Source organism: Sphingomonas pokkalii (assembly GCF_003096275.1).
Taxonomy (GTDB): domain Bacteria; phylum Pseudomonadota; class Alphaproteobacteria; order Sphingomonadales; family Sphingomonadaceae; genus Sphingomonas; species Sphingomonas pokkalii.
Genome location: NZ_QENQ01000001.1, coordinates 398034 through 422437 on the forward strand (window position 1 = coordinate 398034; position 24404 = coordinate 422437).

Here is a 24404-nt window from a genome sequence, read left to right on the forward strand (position 1 = left end):
GCACCAGCAGCTTGTTGTCTTGCGTGACGGCAAGCGGGTTGATCTCGATCTGCGAGGCGTCGGTGCCGAGGAAGGCGTCGTACACCTTGCCGGCGAGGCTCTGCGCCTGCTTGGCGAGATCGCCCTCCAGGCCCAGCGCATTGGCGACCGCGCGGCCATGGTGCGGCATGAAGCCGGTCGCGGGATCGACGTCGAAGGTGTGGATCTTCTCGGGCGTGTCATGCGCGACGGTTTCGATGTCCATGCCGCCTTCGGTCGAGACGACGAACGCGACGCGGCCGGTGGCGCGATCGACCAGCAGCGCGAGGTAGAATTCCTTGGCAATGTCGACGCCGTCGGTGACGTACAGGCGGTTGACCTGCTTGCCGGCGGCGCCGGTCTGGATCGTCACCAGCGTGTTGCCGAGCATCTCGGTCGCGGCGTGACGAACCTCGTCCTCGGTCTTGGCGAGGCGGACACCGCCCTTGGCTTCGGCCGGCAGTTCCTTGAACTTGCCCTTGCCGCGGCCGCCGGCATGGATCTGCGCCTTCACGACATAGAGCGGCCCGGGCAGCTTCTTCGAGGCTTCGACGGCCTCCTCGACGCTAAGAGCAGCAAAGCCGGCCGGCACGGGCACGCCGAACTTCGCGAGCAGTTCCTTGGCCTGATATTCGTGGATGTTCATGGGAGCAGTCCGCCTTTTCAAGGGAACGGGGAAATGGATCGCGCCCGCCTAAGCACAGCGCGCGCGTAGAATCCACCCTTTTGCGCACTAATGCGATTGCGAATGAACATCAAGAAAGATGCACGCCTGCCCCTTTGGGCAAAGTCAATGGCAAGCGCGTGCGGGATCGCCTAGAGAGGCGGCATGTCGCCACTGTCTGGAATCGCGCTGTTCGTCGCCACCGTCCTCGGCATGGAGCTGTTCGCATATGCAGCCCATCGCTGGATCATGCACGGTCCCGGCTGGTTCCTCCACGCCAGCCACCACCGCCCGCGCTCCGGCAACTGGGAATGGAACGATCTGTACGCGGCGATTTTCGCGGTGCCGTCGTTCATCCTGCTCCTTGGCGGGGTCCATCTCGGCTGGTGGCCGGGCTATGCGTGGATCGGCGCTGGGATCGCCGCTTATGGTGCGATCTATTTCGGCTTCCACGACCTGATCGTACACAAGCGAATCCGCCACCGCTACGTGCCGCGTTCCAGCTATATGAAGCGGATCGTGCAGGCGCACCGGCTGCATCATGCGGTTCACAGCCGAAAGGGCACGGTGAGCTTCGGCTTTCTCTATGCCCCGCGGCCGGACGTGCTGAAGGCGCAGTTGCGCAAGAGCGGCGCGCTCACGCAATCCAGCACCATCCCGGATTGACGCCACGCCCCGGGAGACCCACATCCTATGGTCTATGGAGCACCTGAACCTCTCCGAATCCGAATGGCGCAAACGCCTCTCCCCGCAGCAGTATCACGTCCTGCGCGAAGCCGGGACGGAGCGCGCCTTTTCCGGCCATTTCAACGATAACAAGGCGGACGGTATCTATCGCTGCGCCGGCTGCCAGCTCGACCTGTTCGACAGCGTCGACAAATATGACTCCGGCTCCGGCTGGCCCAGCTTCACCCAGCCCATCGCCCCCGACCATGTTTCCGAACATGCCGATGTGAGCCATGGGATGCGCCGCGTCGAAGTGCGCTGCGCACGCTGCGACGGCCATCTTGGCCACGTATTCCCCGATGGGCCCCCGCCGACGGGCCTGCGCTATTGCATGAATTCGGTAAGCCTGGACTTCCGGCCGCGCGCCGCCGGCGGTTCGGCAGCCTGATCCTTGTGAGATTGCCCCGCACCCTGTAATCGACCACGCCGTACATGGCCGTGAAATCGAAAATCGCAGCTGCGCCCTGGTGGCGCCGGGGCTCCTTCTGGAAGAAGTTCCTCCTCTGGTCGTTCTTGAGCGGCCTGGGGGTGGGGTTGATTGCGTTCACCGCCCTGGTGATCGCAGTCTATTCCGCACGCTCGACCCTGCCGAGCTTCGACCAGATGAAATCTTCGCCCAACGGCCAGATGATCCGTGTCCATGCGGTGGACGGCACGGTGCTGGTCTCGCTCGGGCCGAGCTATGGCGAGTGGATCAAGTACGACCAGATCCCGCAGGCGATGAAGGACGCGATCATCGCCACCGAGGATCGCCGATTCGAATCGCACTGGGGGGTCGACCCGGTCGGCGTGGCCCGCATCTTCTGGGTGGCAAAGCGGCTGCATGATGAAGGTCGGCGCCTGCAGGGCGGCTCCACCATCACCCAGCAGGTGGCCCGCACCATCTTCCTGTCGAACAAGTACAGCGTCGGCCGCAAGATCCGCGAGGCGATCCTGGCACTCGCGCTGGAGCGCAAATTCTCCAAGCAGGAGATTCTCGAGCTCTATCTGAACAAGGTCTATTTCGGCGGCGGCGCCTATGGCATCGACGCGGCGAGCCGCAAATTCTTCGGCCACCCCGCGACCAATCTGTCGCTGGGCGAATCCGCGATCATTGCCGGCCTGGTGAAGGCCCCCTCGCATTATTCGCCCACGGCCGATGCCGAAGCGGCGGTGGACCGTGCGACGGTGGTGCTCAAGCTGATGGCCGATGCCGGCAAGATCAGCGAGGCCCAGGCCAGGAGCACCGATCCGCACAGCGTGCAGCTGGCACCGGAGCCCAAGCAGAACAGCGTCCGCTATTTCACCGACTGGGCATTGCCGCAGCTGGAAACGCTGATCGACGAAACCGAAGCGCCGCTCGATGTGTGGACCACGCTCGACCTCAACATGCAGCGCAGCGCGGATCAGGCGATCCGCGCCAATGCCCCGGACGGGGCGCAGGGCGCGCTCGTCTCGATCGATCGCGACGGCGCGGTACGGGCGATGGTGGGCGGCAAGGACTATGTGTCCTCGATCTACAACCGCGCGACTCAGGCGCAGCGCCAGCCGGGCTCGTCGTTCAAGCTGTTCGTCTATCTCGCCGCGCTCGAAGCCGGGCACAAGCCCGACGACGTGGTCGTCGATGAACCGGTGACGATCGACGGCTGGACGCCGCGCAACGATTCGCGCCGCAACAGCGGCCCGATCACGATCCGCACCGCCTTCGCCTATTCGGTCAACACCATCGCGGCGAAGCTGGGCCAGGAAGTCGGCTTCACCACGGTGGCGGACATGGCCAAGCGCTTCGGCATCACCACGCCGATCAACACCCAGCCGGCGATGGTGCTCGGCACCTCCAACGTCCGCCTGATCGACATGACCCGCGCCTTCGCCTCGGTGGGTAATAACGGCGTGGCGGTGACGCCCTATGGCATCACGCGCGTGACCGCCAACGGCCAGGTGATCTACCAGCATGAGGTGGATACCAGCCATGTCCTGGTCGCCAATTACGTCGCCGCGCAGATGATCGACCTGATGCAGACCGCCGTTGCCACCGGCACCGGCCGGGCGGCGCAGATCGGCCGCCCGGTGGCGGGCAAGACCGGCACGACGACCTCGAACAAGGACGGCTGGTTCATCGGCTTTTCCAGCGGGCTCACCACCGGCGTGTGGATGGGTCGCGACGACGCCAAGGTGGTGCCGGGCCTGCAGGGCGGCCGCGCCCCCGCGCGCGCCTTCCACGACTTCATGGTGCAAGCGGTTGCCAACCGCCCGGTGGAACAGTTCGAAACCCAGCTTACCCCGCCCGACAACATGCTGGAGCCCGATGAAGACGCCTATGGCGCCCCGGACAACGGCATGATGCTGGACGAGAGCGGTAATCCGGTTGCGCCGCCGCCGAATGTGCCGGTCGAGCCACAGGATGGCGACGCGGCCGACGGCACCGTTGCCGCGCGTCCCGCGCCGCAGCCGTCGCAGGGCGAGAAGCTCGATCGCGACTGGATCAATCGGATGACCGGCCGCGCACCGGCGCAGCAGCAACCGCCGGCGCGGCCGCCACAGCGCCAGCCGGCACCGCAGGACCGCCAACGCCCCAACGACGAATTCTGAAGCCCGCGCTAGGCGCGTCCCACCCAATGCAATGCGGCCCCGTGCCGGCGCAGCCAGTGGCGATGGGGTGTCGGGTCGGCGCCGTACAGCTGTTCGACCAGTGCGTGGAAATCGGGGCCGTGGTGCATATGGATTCGATGGGCGACTTCATGGGCCACGGTCGCACGCCGTACCGCGCTCGGCGCGAGGACCAATCGCCAGCTGTAGCGGATCACCCCGGTCGAGGCGCAACTGCCCCAGCGGCTCCGCGCATCGCCGATCGCGACCTTGGTGACGCGCACGCCTGCCAGCGCGGCGTACTGCGCCGTCTCCTCGCTCAGAATTCGCAGCGCCTCGGCGCGGAGCCAGCGCTCGATACGGCGAGACAGCCCCTCTTCGGTGCCGCCGCACAACAGCTGATCGCCCACACGCCGCACGCCGCGCACGCCAGGTGCCGGCCAGACGATCGTCAATTCGCCATCCTCGAACGGAATCCGCGCATCCGGGACGAACGGTCGCGAACCCGGCAAGCGCTTCCGCTGCGCTGCGATCCAGCCCTGTTGCTCGCCGGCCCATTGCATCGCCTTGGCAAGCGAGGCGCGCGGCGGAATCGTCAATCGTACCTTCCCGTCGCGGGGATCGATCGCAAGCCGCATCCGCCGGGCGCGGGGATGGCGGATCACTTCGAGCCCCTCGATCAAAGGCGACGATCCGTCATGTGATGCTCGAGGTCACCGGCATCATCCTCGGAGATCGTCCAGCCGCGGGTGGATTCGCCCGCCCGATGCACGGCCTCGCGGTCACCGGATACGAGATAGTGCCAGTCGGGCAGCTTCTCGCCATTGGCCCGCAGGCGATAGGCACAGGTGGAGGGCAGCCATTCGATATCGGCAACGTTGCGCGTCGTCAGCCGCACGCATTCGGGCACATAGGCACGGCGGTGCTTGTAATCCTTGCACAACCCCATCTTGCGATCGAGCAGCTTGCAGGCGACGTTGGTGGCGAACAGCTCGCCCGTCTCCTCATCCTCCAGCTTGTGGAGGCAGCATTTGCCGCAGCCGTCGCACAGCGCCTCCCATTGCGCGCGGTCCAGCGCCTCCAGCGGCAGGTCTTCCCAGAATTTGATGGTCACCGCACCCAATGCTCAAGTTCGGCGACGATCGCCGGCGAATCCTTTTCCAGCGGCAGGCTGGTGATCGGCTTGCCGTCCGGCCCCATCAGATAGGCGACCTCGGTATGGCCCATCAGATAGCCCGACGGCGTCGGCTGCTTCATATAGGCGATGGCGTATGCCTTCGCCACCTGCGCGATCTGCTGCGGTGTGCCGGTCAGCCCGATCAGACGGGGATGGAAATTGCCGACATACTGCTTGAGCTGCGCGGGCGTATCGCGTTCCGGATCGACCGAGATGAACAAGGGCACGATCTTGCCGGCAATGCCCGGTGCCTGCTTGTCCAGCGTGCGCAGCGCGGCGCCGATCCTGGCGAGATCGGTAGGGCAGACATCGGGACAATAGGTGTACCCGAAATAGACGATCCGGTATTTGCCGGCGAAATCGCTATCGCGCACCTGCTTGCCGTTCTGATCGGTAAGGGTGAACGGCCCGCCAATCCGCGCACCGGCCAGCGGCGCTTCGCCCGGTGCGCCGGCACCGCAGCCCGCAAGCGTCAAGGCGACCGCCGCGGCGAGAGGTTGCAGCTTCCGAAGCACGCTGTTCATGGAGTCCACCGCCATCTTCTGTTACGAACCCTTCCGGCACGTGCTGCCAGTAACCAAGGGTATTGATCACGCAATGAACGTTCGCTTCGCTACCGCCGTCGCAGCAGCGCTTTTGCTCCTGCCGCTTCCCGCCCTGGCCCAAGGCGCAGGCGGCCAGCCGCGCGAAAGCATCCAGTTCCTCGACGCGATCCGTAAGCAGGATGGCGCCAAGGTCAACGAGTTCCTGCGCGACAAGGCGATATCGATGGTCAACGTCAAGGATCCCTACGGGACCGGCGAGGCTGCCTTGCACATCGTCGTCAAGCGGAGCGACCCGACCTATCTGACGGTGCTGATCAACCAGCCCGGCGTGAACGTGAATATCCAGGATCGCGAAGGCAATACCGCGCTGATCTTCGCCGCCGAACGGGGATGGATCCCTGGCGTGGAGGCACTCATCGCCAAGAAGGCGAACGTGAACCTTGCCAACAATGCTGGCGTTACGCCGCTGATCCGGGCGGTTCTGGCGCACAATGCCGATGTGGTGCGCAAACTGCTCGACGCGGGTGCCGATCCCGATCGCAGCGATTTCGGAGGCGGGCTTTCCGCGCGCGAATATGCGCAGCGCGAAACCCGCTACCCGAGCATCGCCAAGATGCTGAGCGATGCTCCCAAGGTTGGCCGCGCCCCCACCGCGGCGGGCCCGAAGCTCTAACGCCGCGATTCAGAACCCGTCGGCAACGTCGGGATCGAGCATTCCCAGCAGCCTTCGCCCCGCACGCCGGGCGAAGGCGAGCGTGGCCTTTCGGCGCAACGCCGCCGCCAGCGGCACGGTCGCAGCTTCCCGCGCCACCGCTGCATCATAGCGATCGGCGACGATCAGGCCCGTACGTTCGGGCAGGAAGTGCGGCTGTTCCAGTGGCCGATGATCAAAGCCGTGCGGCACCGCCCAGAAAAAGCGATCGCAATGCGCAAGATACTCCTGCCATTTGCTGTCGCCCAGCAGATCGGCGCGCGAAACCTTGATTTCCACGATCACCACGGCACCGCGCGCATCCAGCGCCATCAGGTCGACCCGCCGACCGCCTTCCAGCGGTACTTCGGCGATGGCCACGCAATCATGGCGCAACAACATGCGGGACACGCCGCGAACCACATCCGCGGCAACCAGCGCCTCGGCATCGGGCGAAGGTCCGGCGGCGGGAGCAACGGAAGGCGAGGCGGCGTCCATGCCGAGCGTCTAGAACATTTACAGAACGCAGAAAAGCCGCCGAATCGCGTCGGCGGCTTTTCTGGAGCGATCGGCTGCACCGATCAGCGGTAGAAGATGTGATTTCCCACGGTGGCAACGGTCGCCCGGCCCAGGTTCGGATTCACATAGCGCGCATGGAAATAAAGGGCGTCGCCGGCGGGGCTTTCCCACAGATTCTTGCGGGCGACCTGCGCGACCGCCATCGCCCGGCGCCACTGGGCGTTTTCCGGCGCCTTGGGCAGCTTGCCGCCGCGAACGAACGAAAACTGGCCGCGCTGGGTGATCACCGAGCAGACCGAGCCCGGAAAACGGCCGGAGGTGCTACGATTCAGGATGACATCGGCAACCGCGAGCTGACCCGAAAGCGGCTCGCTGCGTGCTTCGAAATAGACCCCGGTGGCAAGGCAATGCAGCTCACGATCGTCTTCGAGCGCGGCGACGTCTTCCTGCGCGGCAACCGCATCGGAAAGGCTTGCATATTCGGGCGTTGGATCGGTCTTTTCGGCACCATCCTGCTGCTCGACCGCGGACTGTGTCGCGGGAACCGGCGCCGAGGGAAGGGCGTTCTGTTCCTGACCCGGGATCGGCTGCACCATGGCATTGCCATGCGAGTCCTGCTGCGGGAGCGGGGTCAGGTTGAGCGTGGCGGCGTTTGCCAGGGCGCCAGCGCAAAAAGTCACAGCTGCAAAAGTAGCAGCTCGTGGCAGGAGCTTCATTTCATATCAGTAATGTGCGGTTGGCGCGCGGCCGGCCTGCTGCTCCGGAGGAGTGAGACCGCCGGGCTTACCCCCCGACTGCGTAACCGATCGACTTCACACCCCGACCGGCACAACGCGAATTAACGTGATCGTCCCTTTCGCGGGCGCTGGGCCGACTGTCAACAAAGGTTCATCGTTTCAGCGGCGAACCGTTCGGCGTCTGCGATATCCAGTTCCACGACCCACAGGTCGGAATCGCGCGCGCGCCGCCTTTGCCAATAGCTGGTGGCCGATTCCTCGTCCGCCAGACCGGCAGGGCCGGACGGCACCAGCGCGGGCACGCCTTGCGGCCCGATGCCGCGTTCGACGAAGCGGGGATTCGCCCCCCGCTCCAGCAACAGGAGCAGGATCGCCCCGGAAGTGGCGTCGCCCTTTGCCAGCACCATCGCCGATCCCCCGGCGGCATCCGCCCGCCGCACCATGGCGCTCACCAGCATCGCGCTGGTCAGCCGGGGCGTCATGGCGTGCGATAGCCTGGCAGCGTGGCCAGCGGGATGCGCGAGCGCATGAAGGTGCCGGTACCGCGTGCAGCCTCCTCGCCATGCGCATCGATCAACCGCGCCTCGGCGACGAATACCCGCCGCTGGCCGCTCACCCAACGCCCCTCGGCGATCACCGGCCCTTGCGCCAACGGCTTGGTCAGCAGCAGGTTGAACGCCGTGGTCAACAGAAAGCGATCGGTGACCAGGCTGTTCGCTGCATAGAAGGCGGCATCATCGAGCATCTTGAAATAGCTGGTGCCGTGCGCCGCGCCCGCAGCGTGAAAAAATCGCGAATCGACGTCGAACCGAATCCGGGCGATCCCGGCTTCCGGTATCTCGAGCACCGAAGGAAAGAGCTGGTTGATCGGCGCCGCCGCGTAGAGCGCCTCCAAGGCGCGATAATGGGCTTCCGCACCCGTTGGAGCCGAAGCCCCGCCTTCAGGCTGCGTCACGCGCCTCGACCCCGGTGAGTAACGCATACAGCGCATCCGGCGACCCAGCCCCTCGCAGCTTCTCCGCAAAAGGCCGTTCGCGCAACCGACGCGACACCGAAGCCAGCGCCTTCAGATGCTCGGCGCCGGCATTGGTGGGCGAAAGCAGCATGAACACCAGGTCCACCGGCAGATCGTCGACCGCGCCGAAATCGACCGGTTGGGCAAGCCGCGCGAACACGCCGCAAACGCGCGGCAGATCATCCAGCCGTGCGTGGGGAATGGCGATACCGGCGCCGAAGCCGGTGGAACCCAGCCGCTCACGCTCGGCCAGCCGTTCGGCCACCAGCCGCGCGTCGACGCCATGCGCCGACGCCGCGGTGGACCCAAGCTGTTGAAACAGCGCCTTCTTGTTGCCAGCGGTCACGCCGGCGAGCACCGCCTCCGGCACGAGCAAATCGCTCAGATCAGTCATCATCGTTCCAAAGAAGCGGCTGCCCGCAGGCAAGCTGGCGCCTTACGCCGGTGCGCGGTTGGGCTCAACCCAGCCGATCGTCCCGTCGCCACGGCGATAGACCATATTATAGGCGCCGGTACCGCTGTTGCGGAACAGCAGCGCGTTCGTATTGCGCAAGTCGAGCATCATCACCGCATCCGAGACGGTGGCTTCGGGCACGTCGACACGCGTCTCGGCGATCACCAGGGGTGCATCGGCGACTTCATCCTCGTCCTGCGCCTCCTGGAACAGGGTGTAGCCGGCATTATCGAAACCATTGTCATAGGCGCCGCCTTCCGCCAGCGCGATTGCCTCGGCCGGACGCCGATCCTTCAACCGCCGGACATAGCGGCGCAGCTGCTTGTCGATCCGATCCGCCGCGCCGTCGAACGCGCCATGCGCTTCCATGCCGGAATTGGTCGCCTTGAGCACCAGCCCCTGGGTCACGTGCATCACGATATCGCAGGTGAAGCCGTTGTCGTGCGGCCCCTTGCCGAAGGTGATCTGGGAGGAAATGGCGCGGGAGAAATACTTGTCGGCGATACCCTGGACCCGATCCGTCACCTGCGTCTTGAGCGCCGAGCCCGTATCGACCTGATGCCCCGAGATCCGGATATCCATAATGTACCTCCACTTCGCAATTAAGGACGAGCGACCTAGGGCTGCGCCGGAACCGCGTCGATTGTGGGAACACCCCATAGCGGCTCGTCCAGGGACTTCAGAAACGCTGCGTGCCGTTCAAGTTCCGCCGCACTCGCGGTGAAATGCCGCGCGGGCCGGACGTGCACCCGGCTCGGCGCCTCGGCGACCGTTTCCGGCATCACCGGCACCTCTTCGGCGAGGCCGAGTGTGATCTGGCGGCCGCCGGTCAGCTCGACATAGACCTGCGCCAGCAGCTGCGCGTCGAGCAGCGCGCCGTGCAGCGTGCGTGCGCTGAGATCGATGCCGTAGCGGCTGCACAGCGCATCGAGCGTGTGCTTGGCGCCGGGATGCTTGGTACGCGCGAGCACCAGCGTGTCGACCATCCGGCTCAGGTCGACCAGCGGCCGGCTGCACCTGCCCAGCTCGCCATTGAGGAAGCTGAAGTCGAATCCCGCATTGTGCGCGACCAGCGGCGAGTCGCCGATGAAGTCGAGCAGGTCCTCGACCACCTCCTCGAACAGCGGCTTGTCGGAGAGGAACCGCTCGGACAGGCCGTGGACGTTGAACGCCTCCACCGGCATGGCACGCTGCGGATTGATATAGGCGTGGAAATGGTTGCCGGTGGCAACCCGGTTCACCAGTTCGACACAGCCGATTTCGACGAGGCGATCTCCGCCTGAGAAGCTGAGTCCCGTCGTTTCGGTGTCAAACACGATTTCCCGCATGGATCGCTTATCCACCCGCAGGCGGCGCGAGGCAAGCGATGACCGTGCGTACGCAATCTTCCGTAACCTGCAGGCCTTCGCCGGTAGGGATGACGAAATCGGCGCGGGCGCGCTTCTCGGCATCGGGCGTCTGGCGCGCGAGAATCGCTTCGAAGCGTTCCACGGTCATGCCCGGGCGGGCGAGGACGCGTTCGCGCTGGACCTCGGGCGGTGCGGAGACCACGGCGATCTTGTCGACATGCCGCCAGCCGCCCGCCTCGAACAGCAACGGTACGTCAAGAACCACCAGCGGCGCGTCGGCATGGGCGGCAAGGAACGACTCGCGCGCCGCGGCGACCGCGGGGTGGAGAATCGCTTCGAGTCGGGCGAAGGCGGTGGGATCGGCCATCACCGCCTCGCGCAGCAGCGTACGATTCACGCCGAGGTCGGTCGTGGTGTCCGGAAATTCCGCCTCGATCGCCGCCACCGCCGCACCGTCCGGGCCCTGGAGCTGGTGGACGGTCGCATCGGCATCGAACACCGGCACGCCGTCGGCGGCGAACATCGCCGCCACGGTCGACTTGCCCATGCCGATCGAGCCGGTGAGCCCGAGCACGATCGGCCGCCTGCTCATGCGGTGAGCAGCGCGCGCAGTTCCTCGTCGCGGTCGCGCGGGGGCTCGGCGCCGAAGAAGAGCTCGAAGGCAAGGGCGGCCTGGCCGACCAGCATTTCGAGGCCGTCGACTGTATCGAGTTCACGGTCGCGCGCCTGGGCGAGCAGCGGCGTCTCCAGCGGGGCGTAGACGATGTCGTACACCACCGCGTGCTCTGGCAGCGGCGCGAGATCCAGGTCGAGCGGCGGCTGGCCCGCCATGCCGAGCGGGCTGGCGTTAACCAGCAGATCGGCGGGCGGCAGCGGCGCGCCGATCGGCAGCGCATCGCCCTTCACCCCGAAGCTGGAGAGCAGGGCCGCCGCCTTGAGCACGTTGCGGTTGAGGATGGTCACGCGGCCGATCCCGACCCGTGACAGCGCGAACAGCACGGCGCGCGCGCCGCCACCGGCACCGACCACCACCGCATGGCGCCCTTCCAGCTCCAGCCCGGCGATGGGGGAGAAGAAGCCGCCGGCGTCGGTATTGGTGCCGATCAGCGCGCCGTCCTCGCCGCGGATCACCGTGTTCATCGCCCCGATCGTGCTGCGCACGCCCCCGGGATCGCCGACCAGGTCCATCACCGCCAGCTTGTGCGGAATCGTGACGTTGCAGCCGCGCCAGTCGGCGTCGTCCTTCGCGCGGGCGAAATAGCCCGCGAGGTCGTCGCCCAGCACATGGGTGCGGCGATAATCGCCCTCGATTCCCAGCGCATCGAGCCAGAATTTGTGGATGATCGGGGATTTGGAATGGGCGATCGGATCGCCGATCACCTCGGCATAGCGAGTCACTTGGGCATCACTCCCCGGGTGCGCAGATAGTCGAGAATCGGCAGCAGCGGCATGCCGAGAATGGTGAAATGGCTGCCTTCGGTACGACTGAAGAGCTGCACGCCGGGCCCCTCGATCCGGAAGCAGCCGACACAACCGGCGATCGCGGGCCATTCCAGGTCGAGATAGGATTCGATGAACGCCTCGCTCAGCGGGCGGACATGCAGCCGCGCGCGATCGACATGGCGCCACACCGGGCGGCCACCCTCCGCGATCACCGCGGCGCTGTAGATGTCGTGGGTCTTGCCCGACATGCGCTGGAGATGGTCGCGCGCCTGCGCGCGGCTCTCCGGCTTGTCGAGCAGGCTGCCGTCGTCGAGCGCGACCAGCGAATCCCCGCCCAGCACCAGTGCCTGCGGCGCCATGCGCGACACCTTGAGCGCCTTCAGCTCGGCGAGCGCATCGGCAAGGTCGCGGGGGGACGTGCCCTCGGCAAGCAGCGACTCCTTCGCACTCGCTTCGTCGACCAGCGCCGGCAGCGCCTCATGCGCCACGCCCGCGGCATCGAGCATCGCCCGGCGCGAGGCGCTCTGCGAGGCAAGGACGAGAGTCGGCATTATCGGCGTTCCATTTCACGGTCGTTGCACAGCTGGATGATTGCAGCCGCGGTTTCCTCGATAGAGCGGCGGGTTACGTCGATCACCGGCCAGCCATTGTCGGCGAACATCCGGCGGGCAAAGGCGATTTCGCGCTGCACCGCTTCCTGGTCGACATAGTCGGTCTCCGGCGCCTGATTGAGCGAGAGTAGGCGGTTGCGGCGGATCTGCACCAGCCGGTCGGCGCTGGTGGTGAGCCCGACGATCAGCGGGCGCTTCAGCTGGAACAGCTTGGGCGGCGGCGGCGATTCCACCACCACGGGAATGTTCGACACCTTGTAGCCGCGATTGGCGAGATAGATCGAGGTCGGCGTCTTGGACGAGCGTGACACGCCGGCGAGCAGGATGTCGCTTTCCTCCCAATCCTCCCAGCCGATCCCGTCGTCATGGGCGATGGTGAACTGGATCGCATCGACCCGGGCAAAATAGGCGGCATCGAGCATATGCTGCCGCCCGGGCCGGGCCTTGGCCTCCTGCCCGAGCAGGTTGGACAGCGCGTGGCTCACCTGATCGAGCGGCGCGATCGCCGGCAACCCCAGCGCGCGGCAGCGCGTCTCGAGCATCCGCCGGATGTCGCGATTGACCAGCGTGTAGATCACCAAGCCCGGATTCTGCGCGATCTCCTGGAGGATGCGCTCCAGATGCGCCTCGCTGCGCACCATCGGCCAGAAATGCCTGAGCGGCTCGACATCGTCGAACTGCGCCAGCGCCGCCTTGGCGATGTTTTCCAGCGTCTCCCCGGTGGAGTCCGAGAGCAAATGGAGGTGCAGCCGCATCAGGCTGGGGACCGATCTGTGCATAACATGGCGAACAAGCGGTAGCGTAACCGCGGCACCCGGCCAACCCGCCGTGATTCGGGAAAGCCCGTGTGATTCGTCCACAGCGGCATCCCCAGCTTGTGCTTTCCATGCACAGGCTGTGAGTCTTGTGGACAGATTTCCCGAATCCGGGCGAATCCGTATGGCCGCAGGAGTCAAATTGTTGGCAACTGACTCACATCGCCATAAGCCCCGGCTTTCACCCGCCAACAGACTCCAACATCCTGAGAATCGAATCTTCTAGTAGTGGGATCCCGGCTCTGACTCTTCGCGCATCCAAGCCGCTGCTCGCGACCCTGCAAGGGACTCGCCAGCCCGTTCCACCCGTCTGGCTCATGCGCCAGGCCGGCCGATACCTGCCCGAATATCGCGCGCTCCGTGCCGAAAAGGGCGGATTCCTCGCCCTCGCGATGGATTCCGAGTCTGCCGCCGAAATCACGCTGCAACCGATCCGCCGCTTCGGCATGGACGGCGCCATCCTGTTTTCCGACATCCTGGTGGTGCCGATGGCGCTCGGCCAGAAGCTGTGGTTCGAGACCGGCGAGGGCCCCAGACTCGCCCCGACGGTCACCGCAAGGGACGTGCTCGACGGCTTCGATGCCGATTCCAGCGTCCTGGAGCCCATCTACGGCACGATAAGGCGGGTGAAGGCGTCCCTGGACCCCCAGACCACCTTCCTGGGCTTTGCGGGCTCTCCCTGGACCGTGGCGACCTACATGATCGCAGGGCAGGGCAGCCGCGAACAGGCCGAGGCACGCCGCCTTGCCTATCGCGACGAGGGCCTGATGCAGGCACTGGTCGATCGCATCGCCGATCAGACCATCTCCTATCTCCGCGCCCAGGCCGAAGCGGGCGTGGAGGCGGTGCAGCTGTTCGACAGCTGGGCCGGCAGCCTCAGCCCCGCCCAGTTCGAACGCTGGGTGATCGCTCCCAACGCGCGGATCGCGGCCGCCGTTCGCGATCTGGTGCCCGTAATTGGATTCCCGAAGGGGGCGGGGGGCAAGCTTGCCGCCTATGCCCGCGAAACCGGCGTCGATGCGATTGGCCTGGACGAGACGGTCGACCCCGCATGGGCGAACACGGTGCTGCCGGAAGGGCTGCCGGTGCAGGGCAATCTCGATCCGCTTGCGCTGATCACGGGCGGCGCGGTGCTGGACAGCGCGATCGACCGGATCCTGGCGGCCTTTCCGGAACGGCCGCATGTGTTCAACCTGGGGCACGGCATCCTGCCCGACACGCCGATCGCGCATGTCGAGCAGCTGCTGGCCCGTGTGCGAGGAACCGCTTCATGATCGGCTGGCTGGGCAATGCCTATCTGTGGGTGAAGGCGTTCCACGTCATCTTCGTGGTATTCTGGATGGCGGGCCTGTTCCTGTTTCCGCGCTACCTGATCCACCACCAGGAGGCGCTGGGCACGCCCGAGGCGGCGGCGTGGGCGAAGCGCGAGGCGCTGCTGAAGCGGATGATCCTGACGCCCTCGATGCTCATCGTCTGGGCGCTGGGGCTGGCGCTGTCTGCCAATATCGGGCTGTTCGACGGGCAGCCGGGCATCGGCTGGCTCCACGCCAAGCTGCTGCTCGTCGTGCTGCTGAGCGGCTATCACGGCTGGGCGGTAGGCTATGCGAGGAAGCTGGCGCGCGGGGAGGCGCCGATCGCGACGCGTACCTTGCGATTCCTCAACGAAGTGCCGGCGCTGGCGCTGGTGGTCATCGTCATCCTGGCCGAAGTGAAACCGTTCTGAGTCGCTGAGAACGATTGCTGCGATCGGTGCCTCCGAATCTGCGCCGAATCGCAGTTGACTTGGGGGGGAGCCCTACCTAACTCCGGAAGCGTGCGCCGGTCCTCGGCGCATCCTTCCTGCAAGCATCGAATTCCGCGCGCTGTCTTCGCCGATCGACGCTCTCCCCCCTTAGAAATTCCGGACCTTCCATGCATCTCAAGGACCTCAAAAAGACCGCCCCCGCCGAACTGGTCACCATGGCCGAGGCATTGGGCGTCGAGAGCGCGTCGACGCTGCGCAAGCAGGACCTGCTCTTCGCCATCCTCAAGGCCCAGGCCGAACAGGGTGACCAGATCACCGGCGAAGGCACGATCGAAGTGCTGCCCGACGGCTTCGGCTTCCTCCGCTCACCCGAGGCGAACTATCTCGCCGGTCCCGACGACATCTATGTCAGCCCCAACCAGGTGCGGAAGTTCGGCCTGCGCACCGGCGACACGGTGGAAGGCGAGATCCGCGCGCCCAAGGACGGCGAACGCTACTTCGCGCTGACCAAGCTGCTCAAGGTCAATTTCGACGATCCCGATGCAGTGCGTCACCGTGTGAACTTTGACAACTTAACCCCGCTTTACCCGGAGCAGAAGCTGCGCCTCGACACGCTTGACCCGACGGTCAAGGACAAGTCGGCGCGGGTGATCGACATCGTCGCTCCGCAGGGCAAGGGCCAGCGCGCGCTGATCGTCGCCCCGCCTCGTGTCGGTAAGACGGTGCTGCTGCAGAACATCGCCAAGGCGATCACCGACAACCATCCCGAAGTCTTCCTGATCGTGCTGCTGATCGACGAGCGGCCGGAAGAAGTCACCGACATGCAGCGTTCGGTGAAGGGCGAAGTGATCAGCTCGACCTTCGACGAACCGGCCAACCGCCACGTGCAGGTTGCCGAAATGGTGATCGAAAAGGCCAAGCGCCTGGTCGAGCACAAGAAGGACGTGGTGATCCTGCTCGATTCGATCACCCGCCTCGGCCGCGCCTACAACACCGTGGTGCCCAGCTCGGGCAAGGTGTTGACCGGCGGTGTCGATGCGAACGCGCTGCAGCGCCCGAAGCGCTTCTTCGGCGCCGCGCGCAACATCGAGGAAGGTGGCTCGCTCTCGATCATCGCCACCGCGCTGATCGACACCGGCAGCCGCATGGACGAAGTGATTTTCGAAGAGTTCAAGGGCACCGGCAACTCCGAAATCGTGCTCGACCGCAAGGTGGCGGACAAGCGCATCTTCCCCGCGCTGGACGTCGGCAAGTCGGGCACCCGCAAGGAAGAGCTGCTGGTTGAGAAGGCCAAGCTCACCAAGATGTGGGTGCTGCGCCGCATCCTGATGCAAATGGGTACCATCGACGCGATGGAGTTCCTGCTCGACAAGATGAAGGATTCGAAGACCAACGAAGATTTCTTCGACAGCATGAACCAGTAACGCTGCAGGGACTGCTGCAAGGATCGGAAAGGCCGGGCCTGTGCCCGGCCTTTTTTTTGCGGGTCCGCCGGGGAACGCATCGGGGGATACCGCGTAGGCTTTGCGCGCGCCGCTCCCGGCGCTAGGGCTAGGGCATGATCGATCTATTCTTCAGCGCAGCGGCGGCCGGCATCGGCACGCCCCTGGATATCTGGCAGCATATTGTCGCCGATTTCTCCAATCTCGGCGATCCGGCCGCGCTGGCGGCGTTCGGATCGGTCCTGATGATCGACCTCGTACTGGCCGGCGACAACGCCATCGTCGTCGGTGCGCTGGCGGCGGGGCTACCGGCCGAACAGCGCAAGAAGGTGATCCTGATCGGCATCGGCGCAGCCTTGGTGTTGCGGATCGCCTTTGCGCTGATCGTCAGCTGGCTGATGGGCATCGTCGGGCTGATCTTTGCGGGCGGCCTGCTGCTGCTCTGGGTCAGCTGGAAGTTCTGGCGTGAGATCCGGCACGGTGGCGAAAGCGCGGGATCGGACGAGATCGAGGGCGACGAGCATTCGGGCGTGCGTTCGGCGCGGAGCTTTGCCGGCGCCGCCTGGGCGGTGGCGATCGCAGACGTATCCATGAGCCTGGATAACGTGCTGGCCGTGGCAGGGGCGGCCCGCGAGCATCCCGGGATCCTGGTGGTCGGGCTGTTGCTGTCGGTTGCGTTGATGGGGCTTGCCGCGAACCTGATCGCCAAGCTGATCGATCGCCATCGCTGGATCGCCTATTTCGGCCTGGCGGTGATCGTTTTCGTCGCGTTCAAGATGATCTACGAAGGCTGGGTCGGCACGGCCGGGACGGCGGGCATCACCAGCCTCTTCTAAGCCCTGCGCCCCTCCCTGCGCGGCAGGGAGGGGCGGGCGACTTCAGGCGAGATGCGCGGCGAAGAAGTCTGCCGTACGCTTGTCTGCCAGTTGCGCGGCTTCTTCCGAACGGCGCTTGCCGAGCTCTGCGGCGAAGCCATGATCTTCACCAGGATAGTCGTACAGCGTCACCTTTGGGTGATCGTCGAGGCCCGCGTGCATCTTCGCCTGCACCTCGGGCAGGACGAAGTGATCGGCGGTCGGAATGTGTAGCAGCAGCGGTTTGGCGATCGCGTGCTTCTCGCCAAGCAATCCGTCGATGCCGACGGCGTAATAGCCGACGCTCGCATCAATGTCGGTCCGCGCCGCGGCCATATAGGCGAGGCGACCGCCGAGGCAGAAACCGACCGCGCCGACCTTACCGCCGCCCAGTTCGGCGCGCGCGACCTGGATGGTCGATTCGATGTCGGCAACGCCCTTGTCCTGGTCGAACTTGCCGAACAGCTCCAGCGCCTGCTGGAACTCCTCGGGGATGTCGGCGTCGAGCTCGATGCCGGGCTTGAGGCGCCAGAACAGGTCGGGCGCGAGCGCGAGATAGCCTTCACGGGCAAAGTCCTCGCATTTCTGGCGGATGCCCTCGTTGACGCCGAAGATTTCCTGGATCACCAGGATCGCGGCGCGGGGAGTGCCTTCGGGGCGTGCGACATAGGCGGAGAAGCTGCCGCTTTCATCCAGCGCGTCGATCGTCAGGGTGCTCATAGCAGATACTCTCCGGTTAAGCGCCGCTCATGATCGAGCAGCCAGGATTTCGTGATGGGACCTTGCCCGGCCGAATAGGCGCCCAGGCCGCCGCCCTGTTTCAGCACCCGGTGGCACGGTACGATCAAGGGAAACGGATTACGCGCGCAAAGTTGCCCGATCGCCCGTGCGCTCGAACCCAGCCTGCGCGAAAGATCGGCATAGCTGAGGGTCGCTCCGAACGGCACCGCAATCAACCCATCCCGAAGGATGGCACCCCGTGACGTTGCAGCGGGGGCAAGCGGCAAATCGAAGCTGCGGCGTTCCCCGGCGAACCATTGTTCGATCTGTTCCGCCGCCGCGCCCACGGCTGCGCTGGCGGCTCGCGTGGGAGCGGCTTCCACGCCGATGGCGATCCGCACGAGCTGCCGATCATCGCCTTCGATCCGGATCGGGCCGATGGGCGTTGCGATCAGGGCATAGTCGCGCGCATACATGGACGATGGCCTAGCAGGGGGCCGGCGATGCGCTCAAGCGCGGAAGGAATCTCATGAAGATCAACGTCGAAGTCGAATGCACCCCCGAGGAAGCGCGCCGGGCGATGGGCCTGCCCGATCTTACCCCGGTTCACGACCGATATGTGGCGCTGATGGTGCAGGCGATCGAGAACCACGGAACGCCCGAGGGTTTTGAAACGATGATGCGCAACTGGGCGCCGATGGGAGAGGCGGGAATGAACTTCTGGCGTGGCCTGTTCGATGCCGCGACCAAGAAGCCGGGGAGCTGACCAGGCGGATGGACACGATCTTCGCGGTTTCCAGCGGCGCACCGCCAGCGGCCATTGCGGTACTGCGTTTGAGCGGCGCGCTGGCTTTTGCTGCGGCGCAACAAATGATCGGTGCGCTTCCCCCGGCGCGAAGGGCGGCACTGCGGATCTTGCGGGATCCAGCGGACGGGGACGTGCTGGATCGGGCGCTGGTCTTGTGCTTCCCCGGCCCGCACACCGCAACCGGTGAGGATCTCGTCGAATTTCACCTCCATGGCGGTCGTGCGGTTGTCCGTGCCGTCGAACGGGTGTTGGCAGCAATGCCAGGCCTGCGCGCTGCCGAGGCGGGCGAGTTTACCCGCCGCGCGCTGCTGCACGGGCGTCTCGACCTGAGCGAGGCCGAAGGTCTGGGTGATCTGCTGATGGCTGAAACGGAGGCGCAACGCCGCGTTGCCGTTCGGAATGCTGGGGGTGCCGTGCGCCGGCACGCGGACGCATGGGCCGAACGTCTGCTCGGACTTGCGGCGCGAATCGAAGCAGAGCTCGATCACGGCGATGAAGATGATGTTGCCGGCGACGATCCCTTGCCGGCCCTTCGGATCGAGGCCGGTGCCCTTGCGCGGGACATCGCGACGGTGGCGTCGCATCCGCCCGTGGAGCGGTTGCGCGATGGACTGCGGGTGGTGCTGGGCGGGCCGCCCAATGCGGGTAAATCGACTCTCTTCAATGCGCTTGCAGAGCGGGAAGCCGCGATCGTTTCTCCGATCGCTGGAACCACGCGGGATCGCATCGAGATTTCCATCGTGCGGGAAGGCATTGCTTGGCTGCTGGTGGATACGGCAGGGTTGGCAGACACGACGAGCGATCCGATCGAAGCGATCGGGGTCGCGCGCGCCCGCGCCGCGCTCACAGAAGCCGATCTGTTGCTGTGGCTGGGGGACGATCCGCCACCGCCGCAGCCCGCAAGCCTTTGGATTCACGCGCGTGCAGATGCGATCGGGCGCGCCGCGCCGCACCCCGATCAGATCGTTCTTTCCGTGCGGGAGGGGAGGGGGATCGACCTTCTCTGGCGTCGCATGGCCGATATTGCGGCGGATCTGCTGCCGCCACCCGATATGGTCGCGCTGAATGCACGGCAGCGGACCTGGTGCTCCGCTGCGGCGGAGGCGTTGGCGCGTGCGGCGGTGGAGGGAGATCCCTTGCTGTTTGCCGAGGAGCTTCGTGCGGCTCGGCGGGCGATCGATGCGATAACCGGACGAGCGGGCGTCGAGGATGTTCTCGATGCCTTGTTCGGGCGGTTTTGCATCGGCAAGTAGATGTTCCACGTGGAACGCAGCGTTCGGGCATTCGGTCGATCCGGGACTGGACAAGCGCCCGCAAACGCCGTCTAGCAGCGTCATGCAATTCGATGTGATCGTCATTGGCGGCGGCCATGCCGGTACGGAGGCTGCGTCGGCGGCTGCGCGTCGCGGCGCCCGTACCGCACTGGTCAGCTTCGACCTTGCGAAGCTTGGTGCGATGTCCTGCAATCCTGCGATCGGCGGGCTGGGAAAGGGCCATCTCGTTCGCGAGATAGACGCGCTCGACGGTCTGATGGCCCGCGCCGCCGATGCCGCCGGTATCCATTATCGGATGCTCAATCGTTCCAAGGGGACAGCGGTGCAGGGGCCGCGGGTACAAGCCGATCGCGGTCGCTATGCCGCGGCGATCCAGCACATGCTTGCCGCGCAGCAAGGCCTGTCGCTGATCGCCGGCGAGGTCGAAGCGCTGGCGTTGACCGGTGATCGGGTGGCCGGCGTGCAACTTCGGGATGGAACCCAGCTCTCCGCGCCGGCTGTCGTGTTGGCGACCGGGACGTTCCTGGGCGGGCGGCTCTTCCGCGGCGAGGAGCGGATGGAAGGGGGGCGTGTCGACGAAGCGTCGGCCCTGCGGCTCGCCGTGCAGTTGCGCGAGCTTGCGCTGCCGATGGGGCGGCTGAAGACCGGCACGCCGCCCCGCATCGATGGACGCACGATCGATTGGACGCGTACCGAGCAACAGCCGTCGGACGATGATCCTTGGACCATGTCGCCGATGACGGCACGCCGCCCGCTGCCGCAGTTGCATTGTGCGGTGACTCGTACGACCCAGCGGACCCATGACGCGATCCGCGGTGGCCTTTCCCGGTCGCCCCTGTTTACCGGGGCGATCGAGGCGCAGGGCCCGCGCTATTGCCCCTCGATCGAAGACAAGGTTCATCGGTTCGGCGATCGCGACGGGCACCAGATCTTCCTTGAGCCGGAAGCGCTGGATCATGCCTGGATCTATCCCAATGGCTTGTCGACATCGCTCCCCGTCGACGTGCAGGAAGCGATGATTGCGTCGATCCCCGGGCTGGAGCAGGCGCGGATCACCGTGCCCGGTTACGCCGTGGAATATGATTATATCGATCCGCGCGCGCTCAATGCCACACTGGCGCTTCCGCAACTTTCGGGAGTATTTTTCGCCGGGCAGATCAACGGCACCACCGGCTATGAAGAGGCCGGCGGCCAGGGCTTGACGGCTGGAGCCAACGCCGCTGCGCACGCGTTGGGGCTCGCGCCGCTGCTGCTCGATCGGGCGACGTCCTATCTCGGCGTGATGATCGACGATCTTGTGCTGCAGGGTGTAACGGAGCCCTATCGGATGCTGACTGCGCGTGCGGAGTTTCGACTGCGGTTGCGCGCCGATAACGCCGAGACGCGACTGGGGCCGATCGGGGCTGGTCTTGGGTTGCTGGGGCCAGCGCGTAGCACACGCTTGGAAGGCCGAGCTGAGGCGCGTGCTGCACTCGATACGGTCTTTGCGGTCGAGCGGACTGCCCATGCGCTGGCAGCACGCGGCGCGCCTGTGGCGCAAGACGGCGCTCGGCGACCTGCCAGAGACTGGCTGCGCTTTCCAAGCGTCACGATCGATCATGTGCTGGACGAGGTACCGCAGGGCGATCCGGCGTTGCTGGCGGAGTATATCGAAGATGCACGCTATGCACCGTATCTGGAGCGGCAGGACGCGGAAGTCGCGCAGCTGCGGGCGAATGATGCCGTGCGGCTAGGCGCGACGTTAGATTATGCTGCGATCCCGGGACTTTCCAATGAGATGGTCGAGCGTCTGAGTGCGGCCGCACCAGAGACGCTGGGGGCGGCGGCGCGGATCCGTGGCATCACGCCGGCGGCGCTCTCGGCGATTCTGCTTCATGCGCGAAAGGTCGTGGCATGACGGAGGAAGACGCTCGCACCTGGGTGCGTGACCGATTTGGTGTTTCACGTGAAACACTCCTCGAGCAGTTTGGCGCCATCCTGGTCGCCGAGTCAGAGCAGCAGAACTTGATTGCGCGGTCCACTTTGCCCGAGCTCTGGAGCCGCCACCTTACCGACTCCGCACAACTTGTTCCGCTCGCCGCGGCGGCACCGGCGGGCCCATGGCTGGACGTTGGCAGCGGGGCTGGGCTGCCTGGCATCGTCGTTGCGCTCTTGACCGAACGCCCGGTAATCCTTGTCGAACCAAGGGCGAAGCGTGTCGCGTTCCTTCGATCCGCAGCGGAGCAGCTGGGTATCAGCGCTCGGGTGGCAGTGGTCGCGAGCAGGGTCGAATCCTTTCGACCGGAAGTGCCAGTCGCAGTCGTCTCGGCGCGGGCGGTGGCGGAGCTTTCGGCGCTGTTGTTATCCACAGTTTCATGCACCGATTCGTCCACGGTTTGGGTGCTGCCAAAGGGACGCAGTGCCCATTCGGAGGTGGATGCCGCGCGTGCGAAATGGCAAGGTCGGTTCCACGTGGAACCCAGCATCACGCAGCCGGACTCGGGGATCGTGGTGGCAACGCAGATAGGCGCCAGATGATTACCATCACGATCGCCAATCAGAAGGGCGGGGTGGGCAAGACCACTACCGCCATCAATGTCGGCACTGCCCTGGCGGCGACGGGAATGCGCGTTCTACTGATCGATCTCGATCCGCAGGGCAACGCGTCGACCGGTCTGGGCATCGCCCGCTCGAACCGGGAGCATTCGAGCTACGACCTGCTGGTCTCCGACGCCGATCTGGAAGATGTCGCAGTGCCGACCAACGTCCCCGGGCTGGACGTGGTGCCCGCGACCCAGGATCTGTCTGGGGCCGAGATCGAACTGATCGAGTTCGACGCGCGGACTCATCGGCTCGATGGCGCGATCCGCCGGCACCAGGCGATGCGATGGGACGTGATTCTGATCGATTGTCCACCGTCGCTCGGCCTGCTGACGGTGAATGCGATGGTTGCCGCCCATGCCCTGCTGGTGCCGCTGCAATGCGAGTTCTTTGCGCTGGAGGGGCTCAGCCAGCTGCTCAATACCGTCGAGCGGATCCGTACCCGGTTCAACCCTGGCCTCTCGATCCTTGGGGTTGCGCTCACCATGTATGATCGCCGAAACCGGCTAACCGATCAGGTATCTGAAGACGTACGCGCGGTGCTCGGCCGCGTCGTCTTCGATACGGTAATTCCGCGCAATGTGCGCCTCTCCGAGGCACCGAGCCATGGTGTGCCTGCGTTGATCTATGATCATCGTTGCGCCGGTTCTGAAGCCTATATCGCGCTCGCCCGCGAAGTGATCGAGCGCCTTCCCAAAAGCAAGAAAGCCGCATGACCGATTCTCCCGCTGCCGCTCGTAAACCCCGTCCTGGCCTCGGCAGGGGCCTGTCTGCGCTGCTTGGAGAGAGCGTTCCCGAAGAGCCGATCAAGGGCAATCCCACCAGTACCTCGGGGGTGCGGATGTTGCCGATCAGCGCGCTGGTTGCCGATCCGAACCAGCCCCGCCGCCATTTCGACGAAGAGGCGCTGGAGACTCTTGCGGATTCGATCTGCACCCGTGGGCTGATCCAGCCGATCTTCGTTCGCCCACATGGTCAGAATTTCCAGATCGTCGCGGGCGAACGGCGCTGGCGTGCGGCGCAGCGCGCACGACTGCACGAGGTGCCGGTAATCGTTCGCGAGCTTACCGACGCTGAAACGCTCGAAATCGCGCTGATCGAAAACATCCAGCGACAGGACCTGAACGCGATCGAAGAGGCGGAGGGCTATGCTCGGCTCATCCGTGAGTTCGGTCACACCCAGGAGGCGCTGGGGAAGATCGTGCACAAGTCGCGCAGCCATATCGCAAACCTGCTTCGGTTGCTCGATCTGCCGGCCAGCGTTCGGGAGATGGTCGTCGATCGGTCGCTGGAAATGGGGCATGCCCGCGCGCTGGTCAGCGCTCCGGACCCGGAGAAGCTTGCCAGGGAAGTCGTGGCAAAGGGCCTTTCCGTTCGTGACACGGAGAAGCTGGCGCGGTCGGCAAAGCCCGCCGCCAAGCGCAAGGCGGGCGCATCGCCGGCAGAGTCGGATCCCGATATTGCCGCGCTGGAGCGGCATCTGGGTGATGTGCTCGGGCTGAATGTGCGGATCAGCCATGGTGAAAAGGGCGGCACGTTGGCGGTATCTTATTCGACGCTCGACCAACTCGACATGGTGTGTCAGCGCCTTTCCGGGGAGCGTATCTAGAGCGAGATGCCCGAAATGTCAGGTGGGGCAGGGCGGGGCTG

General features: G+C 65.5%; 31 protein-coding genes. 14 read left to right on the forward strand and 17 right to left on the reverse strand.

Annotation, left to right across the window (positions count from 1 at the left end; translation table 11 throughout):
- Positions 1–664: ATP-grasp domain-containing protein (locus tag DD559_RS20035; RefSeq protein ID WP_240610080.1), on the reverse strand; the 664-nt coding region annotated here is incomplete at its 3' end.
- 183 nt (positions 665–847) lie between these two features.
- On the opposite strand from DD559_RS20035, the gene DD559_RS01945 reads away from it, so the two are divergent.
- From DD559_RS01945 to DD559_RS01955, 3 genes are read left to right on the forward strand one after another with little or no spacing between them, the layout of a single operon-like run.
- A complete protein-coding gene (locus DD559_RS01945; RefSeq protein WP_116467703.1) occupies positions 848–1348 on the forward strand; it encodes a sterol desaturase family protein in 501 nt (166 codons plus the stop codon).
- Between the two features lie 34 nt (positions 1349–1382).
- Positions 1383–1796: a peptide-methionine (R)-S-oxide reductase MsrB gene (msrB, locus tag DD559_RS01950; RefSeq protein ID WP_116467704.1), complete on the forward strand. Its 414-nt coding sequence runs from the start codon at positions 1383–1385 to the stop codon at positions 1794–1796.
- 44 nt (positions 1797–1840) lie between these two features.
- Complete coding sequence (locus tag DD559_RS01955) at positions 1841–3979, forward strand: transglycosylase domain-containing protein (protein ID WP_116467705.1); 2139 nt, start codon at positions 1841–1843, stop codon at positions 3977–3979.
- A gap of 8 nt (positions 3980–3987) precedes the next feature.
- On the opposite strand, the gene DD559_RS01960 is transcribed toward DD559_RS01955, so the two are convergent.
- From DD559_RS01960 to DD559_RS01970, 3 genes are read right to left on the reverse strand one after another with little or no spacing between them, the layout of a single operon-like run.
- A complete protein-coding gene (locus DD559_RS01960) occupies positions 3988–4659 on the reverse strand; it encodes a M48 family metallopeptidase (RefSeq protein WP_116467706.1) in 672 nt (223 codons plus the stop codon).
- Complete coding sequence (locus DD559_RS01965; protein ID WP_116467707.1) at positions 4656–5099, reverse strand: YcgN family cysteine cluster protein; 444 nt, start codon at positions 5097–5099, stop codon at positions 4656–4658. Before DD559_RS01965 ends, DD559_RS01960 begins: the two co-directional genes overlap by 4 nt.
- Positions 5087–5677, reverse strand: coding sequence for an SCO family protein (locus DD559_RS01970; protein WP_240610081.1), 591 nt, complete (start codon positions 5675–5677; stop codon positions 5087–5089). Before DD559_RS01970 ends, DD559_RS01965 begins: the two co-directional genes overlap by 13 nt.
- A gap of 73 nt (positions 5678–5750) precedes the next feature.
- On the opposite strand from DD559_RS01970, the gene DD559_RS01975 reads away from it, so the two are divergent.
- Positions 5751–6371, forward strand: coding sequence for an ankyrin repeat domain-containing protein (locus DD559_RS01975; protein WP_116467709.1), 621 nt, complete (start codon positions 5751–5753; stop codon positions 6369–6371).
- Between the two features lie 9 nt (positions 6372–6380).
- Here the strand turns inward: DD559_RS01975 and DD559_RS01980 are convergent, their stop codons facing one another.
- The 11 genes from DD559_RS01980 to DD559_RS02030 form a co-directional block, all read right to left on the reverse strand.
- Positions 6381–6887: an MmcB family DNA repair protein gene (locus DD559_RS01980; RefSeq protein ID WP_116467710.1), complete on the reverse strand. Its 507-nt coding sequence runs from the start codon at positions 6885–6887 to the stop codon at positions 6381–6383.
- 83 nt (positions 6888–6970) lie between these two features.
- Positions 6971–7588: a cell wall hydrolase gene (locus DD559_RS01985; RefSeq protein ID WP_240610082.1), complete on the reverse strand. Its 618-nt coding sequence runs from the start codon at positions 7586–7588 to the stop codon at positions 6971–6973.
- Between the two features lie 197 nt (positions 7589–7785).
- A complete protein-coding gene (locus DD559_RS01990) occupies positions 7786–8127 on the reverse strand; it encodes a DUF1491 family protein (protein WP_116467712.1) in 342 nt (113 codons plus the stop codon).
- Entirely contained in the window at positions 8124–8627 is a 504-nt protein-coding gene (locus DD559_RS01995; protein WP_116467713.1) for a PaaI family thioesterase, read from the reverse strand. The genes DD559_RS01990 and DD559_RS01995 overlap by 4 nt, the downstream gene beginning before the upstream one ends.
- Entirely contained in the window at positions 8587–9054 is a 468-nt protein-coding gene (locus DD559_RS02000; protein WP_116470654.1) for a PTS sugar transporter subunit IIA, read from the reverse strand. Before DD559_RS02000 ends, DD559_RS01995 begins: the two co-directional genes overlap by 41 nt.
- A gap of 42 nt (positions 9055–9096) precedes the next feature.
- Entirely contained in the window at positions 9097–9696 is a 600-nt protein-coding gene (gene hpf / locus DD559_RS02005; protein WP_116467714.1) for a ribosome hibernation-promoting factor, HPF/YfiA family, read from the reverse strand.
- Positions 9697–9731: 35 nt separating this feature from the next.
- A complete protein-coding gene (dnaQ, locus tag DD559_RS02010; protein WP_116467715.1) occupies positions 9732–10442 on the reverse strand; it encodes a DNA polymerase III subunit epsilon in 711 nt (236 codons plus the stop codon).
- A 7-nt stretch (positions 10443–10449) separates the two neighbouring features.
- Positions 10450–11055, reverse strand: coding sequence for a dephospho-CoA kinase (gene coaE, locus DD559_RS02015; RefSeq protein ID WP_116467716.1), 606 nt, complete (start codon positions 11053–11055; stop codon positions 10450–10452).
- The gene (gene aroE / locus DD559_RS02020; protein WP_116467717.1) at positions 11052–11861 is read right to left on the reverse strand and encodes a shikimate dehydrogenase; all 810 of its coding nucleotides are present in this window, start codon (positions 11859–11861) and stop codon (positions 11052–11054) included. The genes coaE and aroE overlap by 4 nt, the downstream gene beginning before the upstream one ends.
- Complete coding sequence (locus DD559_RS02025; RefSeq protein ID WP_116467718.1) at positions 11858–12457, reverse strand: Maf family protein; 600 nt, start codon at positions 12455–12457, stop codon at positions 11858–11860. Before DD559_RS02025 ends, aroE begins: the two co-directional genes overlap by 4 nt.
- A complete protein-coding gene (locus tag DD559_RS02030; RefSeq protein ID WP_206364421.1) occupies positions 12457–13272 on the reverse strand; it encodes a pyruvate, water dikinase regulatory protein in 816 nt (271 codons plus the stop codon). Before DD559_RS02030 ends, DD559_RS02025 begins: the two co-directional genes overlap by 1 nt.
- Before the next feature lie 377 nt (positions 13273–13649).
- On the opposite strand from DD559_RS02030, the gene hemE reads away from it, so the two are divergent.
- The 4 genes from hemE to DD559_RS02050 all read left to right on the forward strand — a co-directional run bounded on the left by hemE (position 13650) and on the right by DD559_RS02050 (position 17354).
- Positions 13650–14606 carry a uroporphyrinogen decarboxylase gene (gene hemE / locus DD559_RS02035; protein ID WP_240610084.1) on the forward strand — a complete coding sequence of 319 codons (957 nt, stop codon included), beginning with the start codon at positions 13650–13652 and terminating at the stop codon, positions 14604–14606.
- Entirely contained in the window at positions 14603–15055 is a 453-nt protein-coding gene (locus DD559_RS02040; protein WP_116467719.1) for a CopD family protein, read from the forward strand. The genes hemE and DD559_RS02040 overlap by 4 nt, the downstream gene beginning before the upstream one ends.
- A 188-nt stretch (positions 15056–15243) precedes the next feature.
- Positions 15244–16500: a transcription termination factor Rho gene (rho, locus tag DD559_RS02045; protein ID WP_019369107.1), complete on the forward strand. Its 1257-nt coding sequence runs from the start codon at positions 15244–15246 to the stop codon at positions 16498–16500.
- Between the two features lie 134 nt (positions 16501–16634).
- Positions 16635–17354 (forward strand): TerC family protein, encoded by a 720-nt coding sequence (locus DD559_RS02050; RefSeq protein ID WP_116467720.1) that lies wholly within the window; start codon positions 16635–16637, stop codon positions 17352–17354.
- Between the two features lie 42 nt (positions 17355–17396).
- On the opposite strand, the gene DD559_RS02055 is transcribed toward DD559_RS02050, so the two are convergent.
- Both DD559_RS02055 and DD559_RS02060 read right to left on the reverse strand, forming a co-directional pair.
- Positions 17397–18092 (reverse strand): dienelactone hydrolase family protein, encoded by a 696-nt coding sequence (locus tag DD559_RS02055; RefSeq protein ID WP_116467721.1) that lies wholly within the window; start codon positions 18090–18092, stop codon positions 17397–17399.
- A complete protein-coding gene (locus DD559_RS02060; RefSeq protein WP_116467722.1) occupies positions 18089–18568 on the reverse strand; it encodes a methylated-DNA--[protein]-cysteine S-methyltransferase in 480 nt (159 codons plus the stop codon). The genes DD559_RS02055 and DD559_RS02060 overlap by 4 nt, the downstream gene beginning before the upstream one ends.
- Positions 18569–18621: 53 nt before the next feature.
- Between DD559_RS02060 and DD559_RS02065 the strand changes: the two genes are divergently transcribed.
- From DD559_RS02065 to DD559_RS02090, 6 genes are all read left to right on the forward strand, one after another.
- Positions 18622–18858, forward strand: a complete 237-nt coding sequence (locus DD559_RS02065) for a DUF6489 family protein (protein WP_116467723.1) — start codon at positions 18622–18624, stop codon at positions 18856–18858.
- A gap of 8 nt (positions 18859–18866) precedes the next feature.
- Positions 18867–20153 (forward strand): tRNA uridine-5-carboxymethylaminomethyl(34) synthesis GTPase MnmE, encoded by a 1287-nt coding sequence (mnmE, locus tag DD559_RS02070; protein WP_116467724.1) that lies wholly within the window; start codon positions 18867–18869, stop codon positions 20151–20153.
- 82 nt (positions 20154–20235) lie between these two features.
- Positions 20236–22071, forward strand: a complete 1836-nt coding sequence (mnmG, locus tag DD559_RS02075; protein WP_116467725.1) for a tRNA uridine-5-carboxymethylaminomethyl(34) synthesis enzyme MnmG — start codon at positions 20236–20238, stop codon at positions 22069–22071.
- On the forward strand, positions 22068–22691 hold the full coding sequence (gene rsmG, locus DD559_RS02080) for a 16S rRNA (guanine(527)-N(7))-methyltransferase RsmG (protein ID WP_116467726.1): 624 nt from the start codon (positions 22068–22070) through the stop codon (positions 22689–22691). Before mnmG ends, rsmG begins: the two co-directional genes overlap by 4 nt.
- A complete protein-coding gene (locus DD559_RS02085) occupies positions 22688–23470 on the forward strand; it encodes a ParA family protein (protein ID WP_116467727.1) in 783 nt (260 codons plus the stop codon). Before rsmG ends, DD559_RS02085 begins: the two co-directional genes overlap by 4 nt.
- Complete coding sequence (locus tag DD559_RS02090; RefSeq protein ID WP_116467728.1) at positions 23467–24363, forward strand: ParB/RepB/Spo0J family partition protein; 897 nt, start codon at positions 23467–23469, stop codon at positions 24361–24363. Before DD559_RS02085 ends, DD559_RS02090 begins: the two co-directional genes overlap by 4 nt.
- Positions 24364–24404: the final 41 nt, after the last annotated feature.